Here is a 25,790-nt window from a genome sequence, read left to right on the forward strand (position 1 = left end):
TTTACAAGTCCATCTCTGTCATGGATTGATCATCAAAAGCGGCGCTAATATCACGCCCGCTAACTATGTCACTGATAGCTTCTACACGTGTCTCACCCTGTTGAGCTTGCTCAGGATGTGCCTTAATGACATCAATGCGCTGTGCAAGTAATACGACACTGCTAAAGTCAAACACATCAGCGACAGTACAGCGAATATCAAAGTGACGATTAATACGTGATACCAACTGCATTGCCATTACCGAATTGCCACCACAGTCAAAAAAGCCACTGTCGGTGCTGATCTGCTCCACGGGTAACAGTTCGATAAAGTACGTAAGTAAAGCCTGCTCTATCGGCGTATCCGGCGCGCGATGACGTGCTATATAACCGGTTTTCATCTGCGGAATCACTAAAGCTTGAGTGTCAATTTTGCCATTGGGTGTTCGCGGCCATTGCTCTAGCCAACTAACAAACTCGGGCACCATGTAACTGGGTAATTTCATCATCAAGTGCTGACGAATTGCACTGTATTCCCATTGCACACCCTGTTGAGGGCCAAGCATACAAAATGCACATAAGTGCGCCGTACCTTCAGGCGTCTTTTTCACCAACACGCGCACATCATCATGACCTAGTAATTTACGTAATTGGTACTCGACTTCAGCCAACTCAATACGGTGGCCATGCAGCTTCACTTGGTTATCTAGGCGCCCCTGCAATTCAATTTGACCACAGGGCAAATACCGTGCTCTATCACCCGTTTTGTATAATCTCAGCGGTTGCTGATTAATGGTGTGTGTCACAAATTGCTGTGCGGTGAGTGTTTCACGATTGAGGTAGCCCGTTGATACACCTGCACCACTTATCCAAAGCTCTCCCCAAACCCCCACAGGCAGAGGTAGGCACTGCTCATTGGCTTGTTCAGGCATTACAAACAGCCCAGTGTTAGCAATCCCATTGCCGACAGTAATATTCTGCGCATCGGTAATGTGCGCAATGCTCGACCAAATCGTGGTTTCTGTCGGTCCGTACATATTCCATAGCTGCGCGCCTTGGTCCAATAACTTGTTAGCTAAACTGGCATCTAACGGCTCACCCCCACACAATACTTTTAATCCAGTCACACAACTAGGTGCAGCTTGGACCATCAGGCTCCATAGCGTGGGCGTTGCTTGCATAAAGGAGATTTGTTGTCGCTCAATGAGCTCGGCGATTGCCAGCGGATCACTACACGACGCTTCACTGGCAATCACAATGCTCGCTCCGCAAATCAATGGGAGGAATAACTCTAAGGCCGCAATATCAAACGCCATAGTCGTGATGGCCAGTACACGATCTTGTTGCACAATACCGGGCTTATCTTGCATCGAGTTAAGAAAGTTTGCCAAAGCGCCATGAGTAATTTCAACACCTTTAGGCCGACCACTTGATCCAGAAGTGTAAATCACATAAGCGCGCTGCTCATGACCAATGTGACAACTTGGCTGTGTGCTTGGGCTTGACGACACTGCATTACTTTCCATGTCGATATCAATGCACATCATGTTTGTATCTATCATGGTCTTGATTTCTGCACACGGAGCATCACACAGAAGTAAATCAGCTTGAGAATCTGACAGAACGTCCCTCACTCGAGACTGCGGATAAGTGATATCAATGGGTAAATAAGCCGCACCCGTTTTTAATACCGCCAATAAAGTAATGACCAGCTTGCTAGTACGTGACATTGCGACCGCCACCAAACTGCCTTTGCCTATGTTTTGGCTGATGAGGTAGTTTGCTAATTGATTAGAATGCGTTTCAAGCTGTTGGTAACTCAGCTGTGTAAAATCATCCTCCACCGCAATTTTTTGTGGCGTTTTTAACACCTGCAGACTCAACATCTTGGTCAATATATCGTATCCCGAACACGCACCAGAGTTGACGAGCTGCTGGGATAGCATATCGCTGTAACGCTCTTCTTTATGTAACGCAAACAAGTCGCTTAAAAGCGTGTGATCAGCGCAAATGCGAGTCGCCATGGTTAACCAAAATTGCGCAAAACTCACAAACATCTCGTCATCATATTTATCACTTTGATAGTCGAGTTCAAACCACCACTGCTCAGCGATATTCAAAATATTGCAGGAGAGATCAAATTGACCAAAACAGGTATTATTTGCCATCGGAGTCAGTGTCAAGCCACTGAATTCGGGGAGCGCCTGCACCCGATCAAAATTAAACACCGTACTTGGCATGATCCAATCTTGTTCACACAAATGGGCATAAGGAAGATGTTGGTGCTCAAACCCAGTGAGCAATTTGTCTTGCACCTGCGACACCAATTCACCAAACGTCATGGTCGCAGTGACATCCAGTTGCAGTGGCAACATATTGGTGCAATAGCCCAACAAATGTTCATCTAAGACCTCCGCTTCTACATCGGGTGAAAGTAATTGGCGGTCTGACACAGGCACATTCACCGCAATGCGCGTTTGTTGAGATAGCTTATGTAACCAAGCTACATAGCACGCCAATAAGGTCGCAAAGAGGCCACACTTTTGTGCCTGTGCAACAGATTGAAGGTTTTGCACTGCTTGCGCACTGAGTTCATACCTAAGTTGTTTAACTTGATAATTAGATTGGGCTTTTGCATCTCGCCTCAGAGGCAGTGCTAACTGTTCACTCGCTGATAGCTGCGCTTGCCAATACTGCGCGTCTTCTTGATAAATCTTAGTCTGAGCATATTTTGTCACCGCACGAGTGTAATCATCAAAACTCGGGGCACTTGGGCACGCTATGGATTCACCTGTAGAATAACTGTGTGCTATTTTTGCCAAGATCAATTGTAATGAGATGCCATCACAGACAATGTGGTGGGCCACCACACTCAAGTAGTGACGATGTAAGTGATCCGTCAATAAATAAAATCGACACAGGCCGTCATGCTCAAAATCAAATGTGTGGTAGCGCAATTTTGACAAATGTTGTGTCACCTCAGACTTCGTTTCTCCCGGGGCTATAGACACACTCTCTAGTTCAGGCTCGTTACGCATCACATGGGTAAGCTCAGCCACATCGACACCAAAGCGCAGTAACGGGAAACTCCGCACTACCTGACCTACTGCACACTTGAGCTTCTCCACATCTAATGCGCCCGCTAAACTCACACTGGCCTGCAAATGATAAGCAAAGGCACCATTTGGACTTCGCAGTGCCAAGGCTAATAATTGCTTTTGACCTTGAGTGAGCAAACAGCCATTTTTGTGTATTGTTTCCAACTGGGTTGATTGTAAGTCTCGGCCAAAATAGCCTGCCTGCTTTAATGCCAATGCGCTCTCTTTAATCGCATTGATGACAAACGCAATATCTGCATCACTGTGCGCAGCACTAATGAAGCAATTACGGCCCTCCCAAATAAATACGCCACGATTAAGTAGCTCATAAAAGAAGACATCTAAATTTTGACTAAATTGAAAACGAAAGAGCGAGGCAAATGTATTTATCGAGATCGGGATCGCCTGTTCAGTGAAAAATGCGTTCAGCTGGTCCTGTAAATAAACGGTTTTGCGCGTCAACTCGTTTTGTAGTTCAACACCTTGGCGCTTAATCTCTTTGAGTACTGCAACGGCACTTGCCATGCTCAGTGGATGCTTGCAAAACGTCCCCGCAAAAAATGTGGTATCGGCTTGTGGAAAAGACTGATCCCCATATTGCCATACCCCACCATCAATACCATCTAGATACTCACTGCTACCCGCAACCACCCCGATAGGCAAGCCACCACCGACGATTTTTCCATAAGTAGCCATATCTGCTTGAATATCGAGTAACCCTTGCACACCACCGGGATGAGCGCGAAACCCAGTGATCATCTCATCAAAAATTAAAGCGATCCCCAGTGTGCGAGTGAGCACTCTCAGCTGCTTCAAAAACTCAAATGGCTGTAGTTCAGGATGACGACTTTGCACAGGCTCGACCAATACTGCCGCAATCTCATGCCCCTGCAGTTTGATCTGTTCAAGTGCTGAAAAATCACCATATTTAAGCACTAAGTTATCCGCAATTGCTTCATGACGTACGCCCGAGCACATCGGCTCAACACGCTCTCCATCAGGCGCCATTGCCGCCAATGTGCCATCAAAATGACCATGATAAGCCCCTTCAAACTGGACAATACGCTGTCGCTTCGTTTTATTTCTAGCCAGTCTCAGTGCCGTCATCACCGCTTCAGTGCCAGAGTTACAAAATGACACACGCGCCAACCCTGTTAACTCACTGATAAGTGAAGCTGCCTCACAGGCTAACGGGCTCGCCAACCCTAACTGAATACCATTGTCTAGCTGTTGTGCTATGGCCTCATTAACAAAGGCCGGTTTATGACCAAATAAATTCACCCCAAAATCCATAGTAATATCGATGTATTCATTGTCATCAATATCCCAAATGCGTGATCCCTCACAGCGCTTGGCAAAAATTGGGTAGAGCATTTCTTTACTCGATAATCGAAACCCAGCTGACGCTCGACAATCAGCTAAATGGGCGCGATGTTCAGAGACGAGTAATTTGGAAGAAGCCGTCTTTTCACAATACTGCTGGCTCAGCATCTCATGATGTTGGCGCATCTCCTGCGTACTTGCTTGGCGCTGCAACTGTTTGGCTTGAAAACCTGGTAATACTGAAACGGCGGCAGTGTCTGCACGCGCTTCGCTAGATGCTTCAAGTTTTGACGCCATACGTGGAGTTGGGTCCACACTCACATTCAGCGCCCCTTGCTTTACAGGATCGCTTGGTTGTTGTCTGAGCCATGCTAATTGCTGTGCAGTGACGTCGGAAACACTGAGCTGTGCAGCTTCCGTATTTACGCTCGCCGCAGCTTGCAACTGTGCATGACAAATACGCTCAATGAGCACACTATGTTCAATCGCTTGCGTGGAGGGATTATCAAATTGCGACGATGCTGTTTGTGTCAGCGCTTCGACCTCGACAGGGGCCCTATCTAACGCGAGATAGTCACTATGTTGCGCGACATAAGTCACTAGACTCGCAACATTGCTCAGCTCTTCATAAAACTGCCGCACGCTGAACTCTAAATCGAATTGCTTCTCAAAAATACGCACTGCGCGCATTATCATTAAGGAGTCCACCCCCATTTCTAGCAAGGCCAAATGTGGATCTATTTGCACAGCATCCATCCCTAGTTCTTTTGCCAACGTCGACAAAATAAACTCTTCTATGGCTTGCACTCTATGCAGTTCATCAGTCGCTGGTTGAGGCTGTGTGATACTAGGTGGTGCAGAGGGTTGTGTATCCTCCTCCCCTATCCAGTGCACATGCTTATCAAATGGATAGGGTGGTAAAGCTTGGCGCTGAGCAAGAGATTCAGATTGAGCCAAATAAAAATCGCGCCAGTTAATTTCAAACCCGAGTTCATACAAAGTCGCAATACACTCACCTAATCGTTCGCGGTCGTCTCCCTTATCACGTAACACGGATAAATAAGTGGCATCGATGCGCGGTAAGTTTTCCTGGATCAAACCACTTAAAATAGGCTTTGGACCGAGTTCGATAAAACAAATGGATGTCATATCTCCCAATGCCTGTAAGCTGGCATCAAATCGCACGGGGTTCGTAATTTGCTCACACCAATAACGTACATCTGTCAGTCTGTCTTGCTCAATTTGACCTGTCACTGAAGAGACAAAATTCAGTGTTGGCTTATGCAATGTAACTGAGCCTACAACCTCAGCAAATGCTTGCAACATAGGCAACATAAGAGGTGAATGAAATGCAGCCCCCGTATTTAGTGCCTTAAATCGCACTTCTCTACTCGTTAGCTGCTGACAAATGTGATCAATGGCATCATCACTGCCAGAAAATACCACTCCAGCCTCGCCATGATAGGCGGAGATCGCTGCCGTTTTTTCATGGCCTGAAATGATAGACTGCGCCTGTTCGAGTGAACACCTTGCAGCGACCATTTGCCCTCCGGCACCTAATTCATGCATCAGTGTCGCTCGCGCACTCACCAACTTAATCGCATCAGCCAAAGACAATACGCCTGCAATGCACGCCGCTGCATATTCACCAACACTATGACTGATTAATAGATCAGGGGATATCCCCAACGCACAGAGCCGCTGTGCCAATGCATATTCAACAGCGAAAATGGCCACTTGCGTCCAGCGGATTTGATTTAGCGCCGCTTGGTGTTTGCCATAGAGCACATCAGTCAAGCGCGTATCATAATGGGCAAGCAACAAGGATTCGCACTCATCGATGGCGGCTTTAAATACGTCATCAGTGTGATACAAAGCTTGACCCATATCCGGATATTGTGAGCCTTGGCCAGTAAATAAAAACACCGTTTGTGGCGCATTTATACGCAGCGGGGTTTGCTGCGTGAGCTCAGCCTCACTCACATTGCTCAAGTGTTGCTGTAAAGCCTGCAAATCGGCACCGTGAAACGCTTTTTTAATGCCTTTTACAGCCGGCAATGTCGATACCTGCTTAACTAAATCACTGAATGCCGAACTGGACTGATTTTGGGCTTGGTGAGCAAATTGTTTAACCCACTTTGATAATGCCTGCGGCGACTTTGCAGCCAAAGGCAGTACATAGCAACTGGGTTGCTTAATGGGTTTATGTTGCGACGTGTTTGCCGCAATTGGCGGCGCCACAATGACATGTGCGTTCGTGCCACCAAAGCCAAATGAGCTGACCCCTGCTAAGCCTAACGCTTCATGGTTTCCGGGCCAAGGTGTGTGTGTTGTTGGCACCGTAATAGCACATTTTTGCCAAGGAATATGACTATTGAGCACATCACTGTAACGCTGTGCGGGAATTTTTTTATGCCTAAAACACAATAGTGTTTTAATTAACCCAGCTAACCCTGCGGCTGACTCTAAATGGCCAATGTTGGCTTTGATCGAGCCCACTATAAGCTGATTGCTGCGCTGCTCACCATACACCTGTTGTAATGCCGACACCTCTATGGGATCGCCCAGCTTAGTACCAGTACCATGAGCTTCTACATAATTAACATCCTGTGCATTGACACCCGCATGACTGAGTGCCGCTTTGATCACTTGTTGCTGTGCTCGGCCATTTGGTGCAGTGATCCCATTACTACGGCCATCTTGATTAACGGCACTACCTTTGATCACACCATATATAGGGTCATTATCTTCAATGGCTTGCGATAAGGGCTTTAGTAAAACCGAGCCTACCCCTTCACTGCGCACATACCCATTGGCACTATCAGAAAACGTCTTGCATCGGCCATCTGCAGCCAACATCTGCGCGTTATCACATGCTTGAGATACATCATCACTTAAAATGAGATTAACGCCCGCCACTAACGCTTGAGGAATATCGCCGCTTCTTATGGCTTGTACCGCATGGTGCAAAGCCACCAACGACGAAGAGCATGCCGTATCAATGGCCAAGCTTGGGCCAGTAAAGTTATAAAAATACGATAATCGATTTGCTGCAATACTCAGCGCCGTCCCAGTACCTAGATAAGCGGTACTTTTTTGCACCTGTTGTGAAAGTGAAAAATAGTCACTTTGTGAGATCCCAACATAAATCCCAACCTTCATCCCCGCCAATTGTGCTGGCATATACCCTGCTGATTGAATGGCATGAAAGGTGTTTTCTAACAATACGCGCTGCTGAGGATCGATGTGCTTTGCCTCGTTCGGTGAAATACCGAAAAGCGTATGGTCAAAGTGAGATATATCATCGATATAGCCTCCCAAACGCTGTGCATTTACCTCGGGGCACAACTGCTGACGACTGTCACTTGGCGTGCTAATTGCGTCCTGTTCATTCATGATCAGGTGCCATAATTCATCCAAATTGTTCGCACTTGGATACCGACAAGCCATGCCAATCACAGCAATATCAGTGTCGCGACGATTAACGCTGGACGCAGTGCTTTTTTGTGACTGATTTTGCGGCTGTATTGGTGCGCGCTGGGTATCGGTATCACAGTCTAGGCTCTCTGCACCTGACGCACTTAATGCCGCCTTCACTTCATCAAATTGACACAGATACTTCGCCAGTTCGCTGATATTGGGGTACTCATATAATATGGTCGACTCCAGCTCAATACCGTGTAGCTCTATCAACTCACCAGAAATACGTACCGCTTTCATCGAATCAACGCCCAGTGATAAAAATGAGGCATCAATATCTAACGCCGTACCCTCTGCACCCACCTCTATGGCAATGATATTTTGTAAAAGCTGACACGCGGCATTGTATAAAGTAGGATCAGCTGTAGAAGTGACCTCATGTGCAGGCAAAGTTGCTGTGTGGTCATTCGATTGTGCTGATTTATACGCAGCCAAAACGTCAAAACGCGCTTGCTCGTAATGCGCTTTATTTTCTTGACGTTGCACTTTACCACTGGATGTTTTGCACAAACGACCTGGCTTTATCAAAACAACGTCATAGGGCGCTATACCATGTTGATCGACAATAGCACTGATGATTTTGTCTATCACCTGTTTATGATTAAGCTTGCGAATCGCGGTGCGTTTGACTTGTTGTACTACTACCAGTCGGTCTTCATGCTCTGCATGAATATAAAATGCAGCGCCACCATTGCTCTCAAGTGCCTCATCACAATCACTGACAGTGAGTTCAATATCTTGTGGGTAATAATTCTTCCCTCGAAAAATCAATACATCTTTACAACGCCCCGTAACAAATAACTCCTGCTGATATAAAAAGCCTAGATCCCCGGTGCGCAAATAAGGCCCACCATTTTCTCCGACAATGGTTGCGTGAAAGGTCTCCTTTGTTTGCTCAGGTTTATTCCAATAACCTTTTGCGACACTGGCACCTTTTACCCAAATCTCTCCGACTTCCCCTTCCTCACAGCGCCGCAATGTATTTGGTGATACAATGGCCACTTCATGGTCGCACCAAACATGACCACTGGATACAGCTTGATAAGCCAACGTCTCGGGATTGCACCTATCGTCAATGGCAGACTCCTGAATTCTAGCCACACCATCGAGCATTTTGTTATTGTTCAACGTCAGTACTGTCGGTTGCGCGAGCAAAGTGCCTCCGGTCGCAAACAACGTGGTTTCAGCCATGCCATAACAAGGAGACAAACTCTCTTTACGCAGCCCACAGCGCTTGAATTTATGGTAAAAGCGCTCAAGCGTGCTCGCGCGAACTGGCTCCGCTCCATTCAAAGCCGATTGCCAGTGTGACAGGTCCAGTCCGCTCAGTTCTTCCTCTTTAATGGTATCGACACACAAATCATAAGCAAAATTCGGCGCACTGGATGTCACGCCTTTGAACTCACTCAGCAATTTAAGCCAGCGCAATGGTTTTTGTAAGAAGTAAGTTGGATTCATTAAACAGGCAGGAGCACCAATATAAATAGGCTGCAAAATGCCGAAAATCAGCCCCATATCATGAAAATGCGGTAACCAGCTCACAATGGGGGTTTGACTGCTGTGGCCGAATGCCACCTTCATCATTTCTTCATTATCAGTGATGTTATCGTGTGTCACCATGACCCCCTTCGGAGCCCCTGTAGAACCTGACGTATACTGTAAAAACGCCAAATCTTCGCCATTGACTGCAATGGCTTGCCAATCATTTGCTACTTCGCATTCAATGGAGTCTGTGGTGAACAAGGCCAAATCATTTAAGCTTGCTTCGGACTCAAACAGTGGCCGAGCGATCTCATTAACCTTTTCACTGGTCAATACTCCTTTAGCCCCTGCATCTTCAATGATACTGCGCAATCGAGTGATATTTTGATTCTTTTTTGGTGGATAAACTGGCACCGCCACAATCCCAGCATAAAGGCAGGCAAAAAACGCTTCTATAAATTCAAACCCGGAGTTGTACAGCAACAGTGCACGATCACCTTGCTCAAAATGCGCTCCTAAGTAGTAAGCAATCTGCCTAGCTCGTTGATCTAGCTGTCGATAAGTCAATGATTGACTTGGAAGGTCGTCGGAGAAAAAATATTGGTACGCAGTGTCATCACCACGTGTATTCGCTAATGTAACTAACGCAGTCACTAAGTCTGTTTTCATGCCATGCCCACACAAAGAGTGATTAAGTGATCTCTGTACTAGGATCTGGCCGCTCTACAGGCTTTTAGTTTTATGCAATGAAGGCTGTTACCGCAATCCTAGCTCTAACCACAAAATTGAAAAAAATTAATCAATTTGAAATTCACAACGAACTAACAACACCAATACCTATAGCCAACATGGCCTAGATTCTGTTCTTAGACGTGCAAAATTATGAAGGTTAATTAACCACTAAACACTGCAAGTTAAGTTAATAGACTACACCTTTTACTACCACCCAAAAAACCATAAAAAAATGATATTTATAGGGTTTTATAAAAGAAAATGCTATCCATGCAGGCAATACAACCAGACTACGACACTCATTACCTAAAAAGTCAGAATATTCTTTATTAATTTATTACTGCCTTTAAGATGCTATCATACAAAATAAAAAAATAAATCAAAATTACTAAAAATTAACAAATGGATAAGATATAACCCTTCGTAAAGTTTAAACTTTATAACTTTCTTCGATACCTAGCTATTCACTTATAGAGCCCCCCTCCCTTCAACTCATAGTTTTATTAACTGCTATCTTATCTACTCTTGAACACCGCAAGATGTTACTGCCATTAACCTAACATCTCTGTATGAACGCATTTTGACTCATAGCTCGCTACCAGAAGATAAATGGCTACCCTATGCGTTCGTTTTTTGAGATGCCAGCGCTGTCAATTATTTAAACTTCAATCGGCCATTTATATCTGTCGAATTAAACTATACTAACCGTAGGACAACCACAAAATATGTTGGCTGTAAGGCTTTTTAGGTTTGTGGTAGCGGCTTGTTAAGCCACACAAGCATCACCAGCGAATGTCATTAATGGATGAATCAATGTGCAGCAGGTATATGCGTTTGACGACAGGCGCGGTAGTGAAGGAATAACAATGGATAAAGCGTATTCAATTAACCTCAAAATTTGGTTGACGATCCTTTCCACTATTTCCGCAGCTGCATTTGCGCTCGTACTCATTGTTTTCAGTTATCAAGTTAAAAAAAACTTTATTGTCGAACAAACACTGATATCGGCCAAGCAAGTATCCATGTCTATGGCGCAAATTATCGGTACTGATCCTACTGCAGATATTCATGCAGTACTGCGTACCAAAATACAGTTGCCGCCACGCCCCACTATCATCATTGCAGATCAGCAATTCAATATTTTATATAGTGCAGAAAAAAAACACATTGGGCTGAATGCCAAAACCTTGTTTCCGTTTACCGATAAAGTGTTGCTGCATCAATCGTCTACAGCGTTTGTACATTATTTTGATGAACCGGCCAGTGTGTTGGCTACTTATCAATTGGTGTCAACTCCCACCAATCAAAACAATGCATCACCAGAGTCTAAATTCATTGTCTACAGCCAATATGACTTATCTGACACTTTTGCCCGCTTATTGATTCACTACAATCACAATGCTTGGTTTATCGTACTGGCTATTATTTTTATTTCTCTGCTAGCACTTATCATCACTTATTATTTTATTCATCGCCCTATCGCTGCATTGATCAGATACAGTAACCAACTGGGAGACTTTAAATTTATTCGTGAGCACACTATTGAAGGCAAAGGTGAGCTCAAACAGTTGGCAAACAACATTGCGAGGGCCTCATACACCCTTGAGATCGGATTTAAACAACAAAAATATGCAGAGCAAACGGCGATAGAGCAACACAGTATGCTCGAGGGGATTTTTTCTGCCCTGCCAGATATCTTTTTTATCATCGATAAACAGGGAAAAATTTTAGAATGTCATTACGGCAATGGTGATAATCTACCGATGCCAGAGACACAGTTTGTCGGCCAAAAACTGGTCGATATACTCCCAGCACATGCAGCAAAACACTTTTCAAAAGCCATATCAACGATTGAGCAAAATGGCCAATTGACGCAAATAGATTATAAGTTGGAAAGCGGTGAGCAAAGCAAACATTTCGAAGCGCGCCTCAATGCGATCCCAAACTCAGATAAGTTAGTCATTGCAGTGCGAGATATCACAGATCAAAAGCGCCAAGAAGAAGTCATACTCAAACATGCCTTTTACGATACGTTGACCAGTCTGCCCAACCGGTTTTTGGCACTTGATCGATTACAACAAATGATCCATGAAGCGAAACGTAACCAACAACTCATTGCTGTCGGCTTTATCGATTTAGATGATTTTAAAAAAGTGAATGACTCAATGGGCCATGAAGTGGGTGATAAAGTATTGATCCATTCTGCCAATGTCTTAAAAACAGCATTGCGTAAACACGACACCGTCGCTCGCCTTGGCGGCGATGAGTTCATTCTCTTACTTGGCGACATTCAAACTCATCACGATATCACCGCCATAGCCACCAAACTCGTGCAATTGTTTCGCTCTCCGTTTGAGATTGACGAACGTGCATTTACGATCTCTTTGAGTTTAGGTATCGCAGTATTTCCTGATGACGCAGACTCTCCTAACGAACTATTAAGAAAAGCAGACTCCGCCATGTATAGCGCCAAGCAAATGGGTCGCAATACCTTTTCATTTTTTACCGAAAGTATGAGCCAAGATCTAAACCGTCGCTTAAAACTAGAAGAACACATGCGCAGTGCGCTTGCCAAACAAGAGTTTGAAGTTTACTTTCAGCCCCAATACGATTTATCCAACGGTTTTGTAGTCGGTGCAGAAGCGCTACTACGCTGGCATAATGAAGAGTTAGGCTGGATCTCTCCTGCGGAGTTTATTCCCCTCGCAGAGCAAACAGGGTATATCATTGAACTGGGTGAGTTTGTATTAGAGCAAGCCCTTTTACAAATCGTCTATTTACAAACATTACACCCTACGCCATACCGTATTGCTGTCAATTTATCACCTCGGCAATTTAAAGATCCCAATCTGGTCAATACCATAAGCCATATGATCCACAAGTACCAAATCGACACTCAGTATCTTGAATTAGAGATCACAGAAGGGGTTTTACTGACTGGGGACGCACTAGTTAAAGATGCCCTGTTTGAATTTCATCAACTCGGTGTGATTGTTTCAATGGATGACTTTGGCACAGGCTATTCTTCTTTGAATTATCTGCGTTTATATCCATTTGATGTGGTTAAAATCGATCAGAGCTTTATTTTTGATATGCACACCAGCGAACAAGTAAGACAACTGGTCAAGACCATCATCACCATGGCCCACAACTTAAGTATAAAAGTAATCGCCGAAGGTATCGAAACCCAGCTACAATTAGATACTTTAGCGGCACTTGGCTGTGACTTGGGCCAAGGTTACTTTTTAGGTAAACCTATGTCAAAAATTGATTTTGAAGCTTGGTTAGCGCAATATGCACAACAACCTTTGAATATTGAGAATAAATCCTTGTCGATACAAGACTATTAAATTGAATATGTTAGTATTGAGAAGTAGTGTAAGGATTTAGAATATGAATATAGAACTGCTCGTTACAAAAGCTAAGCAAGTCTGCGACAATCGCGGAGCACGCTTCACGCCAATTAGAGAAAAAGTATTTCGCTTACTGGCCACGAAACAAGGTGGTGTTGGCGCTTATGATTTGCTAGAAGAATTAAAAATAACAGAGAGTAGTGCCAAACCTGCAACGGTTTATCGTGCACTGGACTTTTTGTCTGAGCTAGGTTTCATCCATAAAATCGAAAGCACAAACTCATTTATGTTGTGCCACCACTTTGACCATATCCACCCTGTACAACTCTTAATTTGTGACAGCTGTGGACATGTACAAGAATTACATTCTGGGGCCATTTCTCACGAGTTGAACAACTTATCAGCGGAGAAAGGCTTTAAAGTAAAAGCACAGACAATCGAAGCCCATGGTCTTTGTGAAAAGTGTCAAGAGTAGTGCAGCGAGAAAAAAAGCCACTACACTTAAACTAATGTCAGTTATAACGAATAAAACAAGGGATCTATAATATGAATGTTGAGTTCATCAACCCTTTTTTATCTTCACTAATAAATGTATTAGCGACGATGGCGCAAACAGAGTTGACGCCTGGTAAACCAAAGATAAAAAAAGATGAAGTCGCCCGTGGAGACGTATCTGGGCTAATAGGTATGGTTGGCCCACAAACCAAAGGCTCGTTTTCAATTACCTTTGATGAAAGCCTTGCTTTGGCAATCATGGAAAGAATGCTCGGTGAACGACCAGAAAAAATCAATGAAGAAGTCACCGATATGGTGGGTGAGATCACCAATATGGTGACTGGTGGCGCAAAAAATCTGCTTGGTGAAAAAGGCTATGACTTTGACATGGCGACGCCATTGGTTGTCTCTGGACCTGGGCACACCATTACTCACAAGTGTGAAGGTGCAAAAATCATCATGCCTTTTACCTCTGAAGATGGCAATGCAAATATAGAGGTCAGCTTCGACAAGCTATGAGTTGGCACCAATCTATTATTACACTGAGGCCTCGTACACGAGGCTTTCATCTCATTGATGATGAGCTACTCACCCAGATCCCACAACTGAGCTATTACAAAGTTGGCTTACTTCATTTATTTATTCAGCACACCTCGGCAAGCCTGACCATTAACGAAAATGCAGATCCGACGGTTAGAATGGATATGGAAAGCCATTTCAACCACTTTGTACCGCAAAACCAACATTATTATCGTCATGATTATGAAGGAGATGACGATATGCCTGCGCATATAAAGTCCAGTACATTAGGATGCGAAGTGACTATTCCAATCTATCAAGGGCAACTCAATTTAGGAACTTGGCAAGGTGTTTATTTGGGTGAACATAGAGACCATGGTGGACCAAGACGAGTTGTCGCGACCCTGCAGGGGCAACTACTAGAGTGAGCGAGGCTCACTCACAGCAATATTCATAGCTCACACGTGGCGTCACGTTACAAAGCAATTCATAGGGAATGGTACCAGCACACTCAGCAACCTCTTCAACCGGTAAACTAGGTCCCCACATTTCAACTTCATCACCCACCTGAATGTGTGTTTCGTTGCAGCCAATATCAACACTGATCATATCCATAGAGACACTGCCAACAATGCCATAGCGCTGACCTTTTATCACCACCGGTGTCCCTTGCTTGGCATGCCGCGGATAACCATCACCATACCCCATGGCTACCACAGCTAATGTCGTCCGATTTGGACACTGCCAGCGACCGCCATAACCGACAAGATCACCTTCTACAACCTGCTTAATGGCAATCACACGGGTTTTCAATCGCATAACAGGCTGTAATTGATGCTCCGTGCCTATTTGACCTAACATGGGCGACACACCATATAACATCAGGCCAGATCTCACCCAGTCAAAATGCGCATCCGGCCAACCAATGACCCCCGCAGAATTCGCTAAACATAACGCCTCTTTGGTACCAGACACTATGGACGAAAATAAATCTATCTGTCTTTGCGTAAAATCATTGTTGGTATCGTCAGCACACGGAAAGTGCGTCATGAGGTTAACCGCAGGCTTTACATTGGCACACTGCTTTAGTCGCCGATAAAAGCCGTCGAACTGCGCAGGCTCAACGCCTAAACGATGCATGCCCGTATCGATCTTTAGCCACACGGAAATAGGCATATCGAGGTTGCTTTGCTCAATCGCTGCCAACTGGCTTTCATCATGAACCACTGTTTCAAAATTGTTGGCAAGCAAAATAGGTAAATCACTAGGATCAAAAAACCCTTCCAGCAAAATGATGGGTTTGGTTAACCCACCAGCACGCAGCGCCAACGCTTCATCAATACGCGCCACAGCAAAAGCATCCGCATCGGACAAGCATTGGGCAATTTTAACTAAACCATGCCCATAAGCATTGGCTTTCAATACCGCCATCACTTTAGAACTAGGTGCCATTTCTTTTACACGAGCTAAGTTGTAACGCAGTGCGGATATATTAATTTCAGCGGTGGCTAAACGCATTCGCAGTGACCCTCATCAATTTGGGTTTAGTACTCATCATCCATAGCTGGCCCAGCATAATTATCAAAGCGAGAGTATTGTCCTTGGAAGGTTAACCTAACCTTACCAATTGGACCATTACGCTGTTTACCTATGATAATTTCTGCCGTGCCTTTATCTGGGCTATCATCGTTATACACTTCATCACGATAAATAAACATGATTAAGTCGGCATCCTGCTCGATTGAACCAGATTCCCTCAAGTCTGAGTTAACCGGGCGTTTATCCGCACGTTGCTCTAGGGTACGGTTTAGCTGAGAAAGTGCGATAACAGGGCACTCTAGCTCTTTTGCCAGCGCTTTGAGTGAACGAGATATCTCTGCGATTTCCAAAGTACGGTTGTCCGACAAGCTCGGCACACGCATCAGCTGCAGGTAGTCGACCATGATCATACTGATCCCGCCATGATCCCGTGCAATGCGTCGTGCTCTAGAACGGACATCGGTCGGTGTCAAACCTGAAGCGTCATCGATATACATTTGCCCTTTTTCCATCAATAGGCCCATGGTTGATGATAAACGCGCCCAATCATCGTCATCTAATTGACCCGTTCTTACTTTGGTTTGGTTAATCCGACCAAGTGATGCCAACATCCTCATCATGATCTGTTCTGAAGGCATCTCTAGTGAATAGATAAGCACAGGTTTATCCTGAGTCATTGCCGCATGTTCAGCCAAGTTCATCGCAAATGTGGTTTTACCCATTGATGGACGTGCTGCAACAATGATCAAATCAGATGGTTGTAAACCTGCCGTCATCTGATCTAAGTCTGAGTAACCGGAGCTGACCCCAGTCACACCATCTTGTGGTGACTGATAAAGCTCTTCAATTTTATCTATGGTCTTTTCTAAAATACTGTGGATATTTTGCGGACCCTCAGTACTCTTACTGCGCTGCTCTGCAATTTTGAAAACTTTACTTTCAGCCAAATCCAATAAATCATGACTTGTGCGCCCTTCCGGGTTAAAGCCTGCTTCTGCAATTTCATTGGCGACCGAGATCATCTCTCGAACAACAGCACGTTCACGTACAATACTCGCATAAGCATCAATGTTGGCGGCACTTGGCGTATTTTTAGCAATTTCTGCCAAATAAGCGAACCCACCAATTGAGTCCAATTGGTTGTTCTTTTCCAAGTTTTCAGAAATGGTAATGAGATCTATTGGCTGACCAAGCTCAACGAGTTTAGTCATGGCTTCGAAGATCAGTTTATGCGTGCGTGTGTAAAAGTCTTGTGCAACAACCAGCTCCGCAACGCGGTCAAATGCTTGGTTATCAAGCATTAGGCCTCCTAAAACAGACTGTTCTGCTTCAATGGAGTGCGGTGGAACTTTTAGTGTATCGACTTGTTGATCAGGTTTGGCCATAGTACGACAAAAACAAATGAGTGGATTTGTTATTGTAACCTTAAATCTAGTAAAACTGAATGCTGATAAGCTCAGAGATAGAAGCTTATAGTGAAAAAGTAGTGGCCCAACATGGTTGGGCCAAAATCATTTAACGATTTTTTTTCAGCTCAATGCGGCCACTGACCGTATCTATCTCAATGTCTGCGTCACCCGAGCCAATGGTAAATTCAAGCTCTCTTGATGGGCCATATTTAGCTTTGTGTACTTTGTCATTGCTCAGCTCATTTGAAATTTTACCACCTGCATGTGCATCAATATCAAATTTGGCTGAAATATCTGCTGGGAGGTAAAGCTCAGCATCGCCACTCACTGACTCAAGGTTTACTCTGGCATTGGGCAGTAATTTAGCGACTTTGACTTCAATTTCACCATTGACCGTATTCAGCCTTAGCTCTTGTAATTGGGCAATCTCAAAATCGACTTCACCGTTGACATTTTCTAGTCTAACTTCTGTCGCTTGTGTTTTACTCTCTACTGAACCATTGACCGCATTGAAACGCACCTTGCCCTTCGAATCGATATCTTCTATGTCACCATTCACTGTCTCATAGCGAATTCGACCATCCAAGCCTTTACTATCAATATCCCCGTTCACGGTCTCAAGGCGCACTTTACCCTTGATCTGTGCGGCTTTAATATCACCATTCACCGTTTTGATATAAGCACCCGCCGCTAGCTCTGCCGCCTCCACATCGACTTGTACACCTTTAAATTCCAATTCACTTTGCTTAGGCATAAAAATTGTCAGTTCAGATCCATCTTGCTGACGGCCCCAATTTCTTGAACTCGAAGGCATCTTAACAATAAACTTGGTTTTACTGCCCTTATTTTCGAGCTGATAGCCCTTGGCCTCTTCATCTAGTTCACCCACCACTTTAAATGCGGGTTTATCCCATGTTTTGATCTCTACGTGACCGCGCTGATTTTCGATATACACTTTACCATCTAAAGGGATATCAATTTCTTTATCGATCTTCTCACCTGCCAACGTCGCCAAAGGGAACATGGCTAAACTCAACATCAATGCTTTCATCCTACTTCTCCTAAATTTCTTGCCAACGAGGTTGATGCACTCGCTCAATTAAATCTAATTGTTGCTGATAAACCTGAGCCAACATTTGCAACAAAGCTGCATTTTGTGCGTCATTCTCAAGTGCAAGCTTGATGGCTTGCTCAGCTTCTTCTAATTCTTGTAACTGTACTTGCCAATCATTTGTCAGTGCAGGCTGACTACTATATTGAACAAGCATTATTTGCTTTTGCTGCTCAAAATATTGGCTCATTTGCAGCATATTGTTCTGCTCGGGTGTGCTCATACTGAAATACATGACACACATGCCAATACAGGTCGCAGCCGCTATCGCCGACACTTGACGCCACACCCCAGTAGATTTAGGTGTTGCACTCCTCACGGCATCATTTTGTGCATTAATAGCTTTATCAATACCTTGCCAAAGTGGCTGCTGGGGTTTAGGCAAACCCTCTTGCTTTTTTGCCTTACTCAGTTCTTCAGACAAAAACTCGTCAAATGTTGGCTTAGTCATTTTCATACCACTCCTGTAACAACTTTTTTGCTCTGTGATACTGAGATTTACTTGATCCCACCGCCATATTTAACATTTCTGCGATTTCCTCATGACGGTAGCCTTCAACCCCGTGTAACACAAACACAAGTCGCGCTCGCTCTGGTAGTTTGAGGATTAATTTATCCAACCCATTTAAGTCACCGCAAAGTGCGATCCCCGCCTCATCCATACCACTGTTTTCAAAACTAACCACTTTTTGCAACCAGTTTTTATGTTTACGCAAATAGCTGATCGCAATATTGGATGTCACACTATGTAGCCAAGTCGTAAACTTTGATTTTCCGTCAAATTGAGTAATTTTATGCCATAGCTGCACAAATACTTCCTGGCATGCATCTTCAGCATGAGCCTGATCAGCCAACAGCCTCAGGCATAACGCATAAACGCGCCGGTGACATTGCTCATATAAAGCAGCAAATGCAGCTTGATCGCCCTGCTGAGTACGCTTAACCAATTCATCAAGCTCATCAAATGGGTGTACAGCGTCAACTAACATATTTAAATTCCTTTACCGCGAGGTAATGATGATGACATACCTACTCAAAAATAGAAGACTTTCAACACACTATATAAACAGTCTTATTTTACTGTAGATAAGAAAACCAGCTCTACCCGAACAGTACCTTTCATAGTTTTTAAGACGCAAGCAGGTTAAAAAAGGTTTAAATGATTTAGAAAAGTTTTTTAAAAGGCGTGCCCGACTTTGGCTGAGCACGTAATGACAGGTAAAATTAAATTATCGCCTAAACGGCTTATTCCCCCTTACTTGTGGTATCAGTATCGTCCGTAAACTCTTCAGGGTGTTTATAACGCCAACCCATAAACTCTAACTTTGCAGGCTCTTTCACCGTACCCGCATTGCCCAGCTTGAGCTCTTTCAACGCTTCATCAAAATGGATCCCGCTTCCCCCATTTGCTTCGATTGTGGCACCACGCACTGTACCAAAAAACTGCCCACTGCCATTCATAGAAATAGAGGTCAATGGCGCATAAATCACCGCATATAAAGAAGATGTACCACTGACAATCACACCATTTTTATTATCAGCGCTATTATTATTCGGCTCAGGCTTATAGGATGAGAAAATATTGAAAGTACCCAGTCCACTCTCTGTAATACCGGGCTCTTCTGTGATCACTTGCGCACTCCCTCCTAGCCTCACTTTGCCCGTCACAAATATCGTTAAGCTGGTCCCCTTGGCAATATGCAATCGACTATTACCTGTCATAATAAAGTCGCCATCTATCAACCAAATCACATCGCCCCCACCAATGTCATTGGAAGCAACAGTTTTCACATTGACTAATCCATCACCTCCTATGGTGAGGCTTTTCATGTTATACACATATTCACTGTCTTCATTGAGTCTGCCATGAACCTGTTTGTTCACGCCAAATAAATAAATATCTGTCTCGCTAGATATCCACTCTCTGGTCTCTTGCCATTGCCCTTGGACTTTCTCCTCAAGCCCGGCGCGCTGTGGACGAAATGTAAATATCTGATTAGATTTAACGACGAGGTTTTCTTGACTGTTGTTGGCAGCCATGATGGTTGGCATGTTGCCTGGCAATGCTAGCGGATCGCATTCATCCACCGTACTTGCATCGTGGTTTGGCGAGTCCGGATCGTATACCCGCACCGCCTCTACATTCGGATTTACATTAAATTTTGCAGCGGAATAATACACCCCATCTTGAGAGTGCTCTGTTGCTAGCTCAAATTGACCTGTGCCACCATATTGAATATCTAAAGGGTCATTACCATCATTTAAAATATCTGCGCCCCACAGCATCTCAACATTGCCATTAGCCCTTACAACACCGGTAATATCACCACCTCGGTGAATAATAAACCCTTGCGTCAACGCATCGCCTTGGACTCGGGTACCACTACCATGAGAAATATCGATGCCAGTATTTGATTGCACATTACCAATCACAGGTGAAGAGCCTTTCAGATAAAGAATACCGGACGCTTTCACATCTCCTCTGATGGGAGAGTGACCCGATAGCACCACATCCGAATCGCCAATCACAGTATTCACATCACCATTATTACTTTTGGTGTCTTCGTAGCTACCCGTTTTTGAATCGTAACTGTCGACCAAGCCACTACCTGATAAGTTGACCCCTTTACACCCTGTGACTGGGTTATTAAACACTGGCTCAACAACGGCATCTGTGAATTTAAAGACCGCCACCATATTATTGGCAGCGTCGTCACCATATTTGTTACCAAGACTGCCCACTTCTATAATACCAGCCTCTGGAGAAGTAATTGTGGTAGAGAATTGACCGTCAGTGAAGTCACCATCGCTTGGGGCTGGCATACTATTTACAATGTCATCCAGTGTCGCGCTTGTATTTGTGACTGTCATATAGTGGTTTATTTCATCCGCACTGGCAAATACCCCTTTTTCAGCTTGTAACCGCGCGTTCAAATCTTTTTGAAAATTACCACTCAAGCGTTCTTGTACCAAGGTATCTTTCATTGACGTAAACACCACGACACTGGCCATAGTGCTCAATAGCATCACTTTGATAAGTGTAAATCCAGATTGTCGTGAAAAACTATTCATCAATTACTCGCATCTAAAGGTTTTTGCCACACAGCACCTTTCAACACAAGGCGATTGGCAGCAATATCAATTTGAATACCATCACCAAATTGTTTTGGTAGATCTTTAGGCGTCACTTTTATGGAGATTAATATCCCACTATCTGAGAACGCTAACGCTTGGAGCCCTCTCAGTAACTGAACGGGCCCATTACCAATATCACAAGTCAAATACCCATTCGTTAATGTATAGTATTCGGTATACTCCGTACTTGGCACACTGCCATCACACGCTAAGTGCGCAGCCTCTTGCTTCACCCGCAATGCAATACCTACTCCACCAGCTTGTACCACTTCTGGCACTTCATTGGTCTGCTTAATACTGCGTGTCATCACTTGACTGGTATAACGGATCACTTCCTGTGCATGAGACAACTCTTTACTTGCCACTACGGTACTTTTAATCGCCGTGTAAGACATCGCGATACCAGATAACAAAAAAAGCCCAGCAGCCATCGCAACGAGCAATTCAATCAAAGTATATCCCTGCTCGTTCAAATTAAGAGCATGGGGACGTTGGAACATGTACATAGCTTGCTACTAAAGTAATTTGATTTAATGCATTAGTGGTATCTTTTATTCGCTCATCTTGCCAACTTACGGTAAATCTAACGTCTCGACGATCAGCTGCAGGCGTCGCAGCATCGTTGTATACAGTTGGGAAGATGCTTAACTGATAACGGTCATCTGCAGGATATAGATTGGCCACGTTCTCGTTATTAGCCACGACCAAGCTTTGATTCACATGTTCAAAATGACATAAATCAGTCCACATACGCTCAATGGCATTTTGCCCCTGTACTAAAGCAACTGTGTAATTGAAGCTATTGCTCGCAAATTGCAATGATTTCAATTGTGCGCCGGCTAAGCCCAACAACGCAACACCCGCGATCACGATTGACACCATCACTTCAATCAACGAAAAGCCTTTTTCTATACGCAATTTTCAGCAGCCTCACTTATCCAACTCTGACCGCTTCGCAATATACATAAACGGTAATCGAGCGTACTGTTATCATTATCAGTGACTAAGATATTACTTACTTGGTTTAATTCACCAGTGGATCTTATCTCACGATCAACCAACTGTACCCGTATAGATTCGTGCTCAATTGTAAAAGTACGTAACACCGTTGCTTGTTGGTTTTCCACGATTGTCACATCCCACTGTGTATTATTTTTAACTAACTTGATGGGCTTTTCTCTTTTCACAGCTTCACTGCGAGCAAATTGGTACACACTATTTAAATGATGAATACTCGAATTAATACGGTCTTGTTTAATGTAGGTGATAACAGAAGGCATCGCCAAACTCGCCAAGACGGCTACCAGCGCAACACAAACAAGCAACTCAATCAATGTCACCCCACGTTGTGAGACACTACCAACATTCATCTTTCGGCCCATCAGAGAATTCAGCACCTTGCTCATCCAACTTTAACGTACCACACATATCAGAGGCCTGAATCGACCCACTAATAGGCACTGCGCTAATCATAAACTTCAGATTTCTAAAATCGCCTTGCACACCAGGAGGCTTACCAAGGGGCGTGTAAGTTAATGTATAATACTTAGACTCTTTCTCAATTTTATATTCATTGGGATAGCCTCCATTTCTTGAGTAAAGACGCTCCAGCGAAACCGCTTTCTGATACATCAATTGCTGCACATCAGCTCGATTACCCTTTCGTAAGTAATCTAAATAACTAGGCAACGCGATACTCGCAAGCACAGCCACCAGCGCCACAACCATGAGTAATTCAATTAACGTAAAGCCACGCATACTACGACGATTAAACATTATTCTCCAAATCTGAATGATAACGCTGTCATATCTCAGAAACACCACTGTATGATATTTGGACAGCAAAAAAAAGTATCTAATAAAAAAGAGTTAACTAAATTATCACAAATCAATTTTATATAAAATGGGTACGATATTACATGACATTACTAATGTGTACCTATCATTTTAATATATAGGCGCCATTTTGCCGTATTTGTGATTTAGATTAATTTTTCAACTTGTATATGAATCTTCCGTAATCAATCGTGATATTCACCGATTTTTTATACTGAAAATTTATGTCGTTGTAATTTTTTCAGAGGAGGGATAAAACCGCACACAGAGTGTGCGGTTTACGCTTAATAAATTAAGCTTCTGCGATAACGATAACTTTGATAGTTGCCGTTACGTCAGAGTGTACTTGGATAGCTACGTCGAATTCACCAGTCTCACGGATAGTACCTAGAGGTAGGCGAACTTCAGCTTTAGCTACTTCAACACCAACTGCAGAAATCGCGTCAGCGATGTCACGAGTACCGATAGAGCCAAATAGCTTACCTTCGTCACCCGCTTTAGAAACTAGAGTAACTTCAGCTAGTGCTTCAAGTTTTTCAGCACGAGCTTGAGAAGCTGTTAGTTCTTCTGCGATTTTTGCTTCTAGCTCAGCGCGGCGAGCTTCGAAAGTTTCGATGTTAGCTTTGTTTGCAGGAACTGCTTTACCCTTAGGGAATAAGAAGTTACGTGCGAAGCCAGATTTAACAGAAACCTGGTCACCTAGGTTACCTAGGTTAGCGATCTTGTCTAGTAGAATAACTTGCATGTCTCTACACCTTTTAAAAACTATTAATCAGCCGGCTTACTTATGTAAGTCAGTGTACGGAAGAAGGGCTAGGTAGCGAGCACGCTTGATAGCTGCTGCTAGCTGACGCTGGTACTTAGCGCTTGTACCTGTGATACGGCTAGGTACGATTTTGCCACTTTCAGTTACATAGTTTTTAAGAGTAGCTAGATCTTTGTAATCGATTTGTTGTACGCCTTCTGCTTTGAAACGGCAGAACTTACGACGTCTGAAATAACGTGCCATGAGTAATTTCCTCAATTAATTCTTTCAATATGTTGTGCATGAAGTACAAGCTGACTCAAGCCATTTCGGCTCTCGTGGCGGTTTAAAAACCCCCTCACTTGCAACCCTTGCCCAACGTATAAATGCTCTAGTTGATTTCGGAATTTATCACCGCTAGCAACAACTTGAATTCGCACATAACTATTACGGTTAAGGTCGGCTTCAATTTGCATCGACTTATGTTCTAAAACAAAAATACAATGCGCAATGCCAGCAGGACTTTGACTATATTTTGGTGTTTTGCAAACAATCCCAGATAAAACGAACTGGTTTGTATAAGGGTCTGCCTGAGTTTGCACCAATTACCTCTAGAGGTGAGTCAAATCCGAATCAATAACGATTAAGCAGATGCTGCTTCTTTTTTCTCTTCTTTAGCAAGAGGAGAAGCTTCTGTTACAGCGTTCTTAGTACGCATAACTAGGTTACGTAGCACTGCATCGTTGTAGCGGAAAGAAGTTTCAAGTTCGTTGATTACTTCAGTTGGCGCTTCAACGTTCAAAAGAACATAGTGTGCTTTGTGAAGCTTTTCGATTGGGTAAGCCAGTTGACGACGACCCCAGTCTTCTAAACGGTGGATAGTACCGCCAGCTTCAGTGATAGAACCAGTATAACGCTCGATCATACCTGGAACTTGCTCACTTTGGTCTGGGTGAACCATGAATACGATTTCGTAATGACGCATGGATATTCCTTACGGTTAGTATAGCCTCGTCCCGTTTCGGCCGGCCGGGTTAAGGCAAGGAACGACTAATATGGCCGAAAGAGCGCGTATTTTACGCATAGTGCTAAAAATAAGCAATCGTTTTATGCAAGAAATCAGAAAGAATAGAGAGAAAAGTTATAAGAATTTGAAAAATAGAAAATAGTAAGGAGAGAGTTGGAGCGGCACACGAGGTTCGAACTCGTGACCTCGACCTTGGCAAGGTCGCGCTCTACCAGCTGAGCTAGTGCCGCTTTATAGTTTGCTCTAAATTGTCCGCTGGAGCGCAACAGGTCGCGTCTAACGTTTTAGCAGCTGAGCTAGTGCCGCTTCATAAGTCTATTCTTTATTTTAACAGTCGAATAAAAACTGAAAGTTTGGAGCGGCACACGAGGTTCGAACTCGTGACCTCGACCTTGGCAAGGTCGCGCTCTACCAGCTGAGCTAGTGCCGCTTCATAGTTTGCTCTAAATTGTCCGCTGGAGCGCGACGGGTCGCGTCTAACGTTTTAGCAGCTGAGCTAGTGCCGCTTCATAAGTCTATTCTTTATTT

Annotated in this window: 19 protein-coding genes and 2 tRNA genes; 4 read left to right on the forward strand and 17 right to left on the reverse strand. The window is 44.1% G+C overall.

The genetic code is table 11. The features are described from left to right. Window position 1 precedes the first annotated feature (1 nt). A complete protein-coding gene (locus N473_RS01630; RefSeq protein ID WP_063366434.1) occupies window positions 2-10,030 on the reverse strand; it encodes a hybrid non-ribosomal peptide synthetase/type I polyketide synthase in 10,029 nt (3,342 codons plus the stop codon). A 929-nt stretch (window positions 10,031-10,959) separates the two neighbouring features. Here N473_RS01630 and N473_RS01635 point away from each other — a divergent pair. From N473_RS01635 to N473_RS01650, 4 genes are all read left to right on the forward strand, one after another. Next, entirely contained in the window at window positions 10,960-13,443 is a 2,484-nt protein-coding gene (locus tag N473_RS01635) for an EAL domain-containing protein (RefSeq protein WP_063366435.1), read from the forward strand. A 43-nt stretch (window positions 13,444-13,486) separates the two neighbouring features. After that, entirely contained in the window at window positions 13,487-13,921 is a 435-nt protein-coding gene (gene zur / locus N473_RS01640; RefSeq protein ID WP_046355917.1) for a zinc uptake transcriptional repressor Zur, read from the forward strand. 71 nt (window positions 13,922-13,992) lie between these two features. Next, complete coding sequence (locus N473_RS01645) at window positions 13,993-14,460, forward strand: chemotaxis protein CheX (RefSeq protein WP_023400721.1); 468 nt, start codon at window positions 13,993-13,995, stop codon at window positions 14,458-14,460. Beyond that, window positions 14,457-14,888 carry a secondary thiamine-phosphate synthase enzyme YjbQ gene (locus N473_RS01650; RefSeq protein WP_039607627.1) on the forward strand — a complete coding sequence of 144 codons (432 nt, stop codon included), beginning with the start codon at window positions 14,457-14,459 and terminating at the stop codon, window positions 14,886-14,888. Before N473_RS01645 ends, N473_RS01650 begins: the two co-directional genes overlap by 4 nt. A gap of 7 nt (window positions 14,889-14,895) precedes the next feature. Here the strand turns inward: N473_RS01650 and alr are convergent, their stop codons facing one another. The 16 genes from alr to N473_RS01730 all read right to left on the reverse strand — a co-directional run bounded on the left by alr (window position 14,896) and on the right by N473_RS01730 (window position 25,692). Next, a complete protein-coding gene (gene alr / locus N473_RS01655) occupies window positions 14,896-15,978 on the reverse strand; it encodes an alanine racemase (RefSeq protein ID WP_063366436.1) in 1,083 nt (360 codons plus the stop codon). Window positions 15,979-16,004: 26 nt separating this feature from the next. Next, window positions 16,005-17,384, reverse strand: coding sequence for a replicative DNA helicase (gene dnaB / locus N473_RS01660; protein ID WP_039607625.1), 1,380 nt, complete (start codon window positions 17,382-17,384; stop codon window positions 16,005-16,007). A 130-nt stretch (window positions 17,385-17,514) separates the two neighbouring features. Further along, window positions 17,515-18,459, reverse strand: a complete 945-nt coding sequence (locus N473_RS01665; protein WP_063366437.1) for a DUF4097 family beta strand repeat-containing protein — start codon at window positions 18,457-18,459, stop codon at window positions 17,515-17,517. A gap of 10 nt (window positions 18,460-18,469) precedes the next feature. Then, window positions 18,470-18,970 (reverse strand): hypothetical protein, encoded by a 501-nt coding sequence (locus N473_RS01670; RefSeq protein ID WP_063366449.1) that lies wholly within the window; start codon window positions 18,968-18,970, stop codon window positions 18,470-18,472. Next, a complete protein-coding gene (locus tag N473_RS01675; protein WP_063366438.1) occupies window positions 18,963-19,508 on the reverse strand; it encodes an RNA polymerase sigma factor in 546 nt (181 codons plus the stop codon). Before N473_RS01675 ends, N473_RS01670 begins: the two co-directional genes overlap by 8 nt. A gap of 256 nt (window positions 19,509-19,764) precedes the next feature. Beyond that, a complete protein-coding gene (locus N473_RS01680; RefSeq protein ID WP_063366439.1) occupies window positions 19,765-21,591 on the reverse strand; it encodes a pilus assembly PilX N-terminal domain-containing protein in 1,827 nt (608 codons plus the stop codon). Then, entirely contained in the window at window positions 21,591-22,154 is a 564-nt protein-coding gene (locus N473_RS01685; RefSeq protein ID WP_063366440.1) for a PilW family protein, read from the reverse strand. The genes N473_RS01680 and N473_RS01685 overlap by 1 nt, the downstream gene beginning before the upstream one ends. Further along, window positions 22,129-22,572 (reverse strand): type IV pilus modification PilV family protein, encoded by a 444-nt coding sequence (locus N473_RS01690; RefSeq protein ID WP_063366441.1) that lies wholly within the window; start codon window positions 22,570-22,572, stop codon window positions 22,129-22,131. The genes N473_RS01685 and N473_RS01690 overlap by 26 nt, the downstream gene beginning before the upstream one ends. Next, complete coding sequence (locus tag N473_RS01695; protein ID WP_063366442.1) at window positions 22,563-23,024, reverse strand: GspH/FimT family pseudopilin; 462 nt, start codon at window positions 23,022-23,024, stop codon at window positions 22,563-22,565. The genes N473_RS01690 and N473_RS01695 overlap by 10 nt, the downstream gene beginning before the upstream one ends. Beyond that, window positions 23,011-23,430 carry a type IV pilin protein gene (locus N473_RS01700; RefSeq protein ID WP_063366443.1) on the reverse strand — a complete coding sequence of 140 codons (420 nt, stop codon included), beginning with the start codon at window positions 23,428-23,430 and terminating at the stop codon, window positions 23,011-23,013. Before N473_RS01700 ends, N473_RS01695 begins: the two co-directional genes overlap by 14 nt. A gap of 352 nt (window positions 23,431-23,782) precedes the next feature. After that, complete coding sequence (gene rplI, locus N473_RS01705) at window positions 23,783-24,235, reverse strand: 50S ribosomal protein L9 (protein ID WP_039607618.1); 453 nt, start codon at window positions 24,233-24,235, stop codon at window positions 23,783-23,785. A gap of 36 nt (window positions 24,236-24,271) precedes the next feature. Next, window positions 24,272-24,499, reverse strand: a complete 228-nt coding sequence (gene rpsR / locus N473_RS01710) for a 30S ribosomal protein S18 (RefSeq protein ID WP_005493466.1) — start codon at window positions 24,497-24,499, stop codon at window positions 24,272-24,274. 11 nt (window positions 24,500-24,510) lie between these two features. Next, window positions 24,511-24,840 carry a primosomal replication protein N gene (priB, locus tag N473_RS01715; RefSeq protein ID WP_039607617.1) on the reverse strand — a complete coding sequence of 110 codons (330 nt, stop codon included), beginning with the start codon at window positions 24,838-24,840 and terminating at the stop codon, window positions 24,511-24,513. Window positions 24,841-24,878: 38 nt separating this feature from the next. Continuing rightward, a complete protein-coding gene (gene rpsF, locus N473_RS01720) occupies window positions 24,879-25,220 on the reverse strand; it encodes a 30S ribosomal protein S6 (protein WP_023400735.1) in 342 nt (113 codons plus the stop codon). A gap of 196 nt (window positions 25,221-25,416) precedes the next feature. After that, a tRNA-Gly gene (locus N473_RS01725) sits at window positions 25,417-25,492 on the reverse strand. A 124-nt stretch (window positions 25,493-25,616) separates the two neighbouring features. After that, window positions 25,617-25,692 (reverse strand) — tRNA-Gly (locus N473_RS01730). Window positions 25,693-25,790: the final 98 nt, after the last annotated feature.

Origin of the sequence: Pseudoalteromonas luteoviolacea CPMOR-1 (assembly GCF_001625685.1) — a bacterium.
Classification (GTDB): Bacteria; Pseudomonadota; Gammaproteobacteria; order Enterobacterales; family Alteromonadaceae; genus Pseudoalteromonas; species Pseudoalteromonas luteoviolacea_K.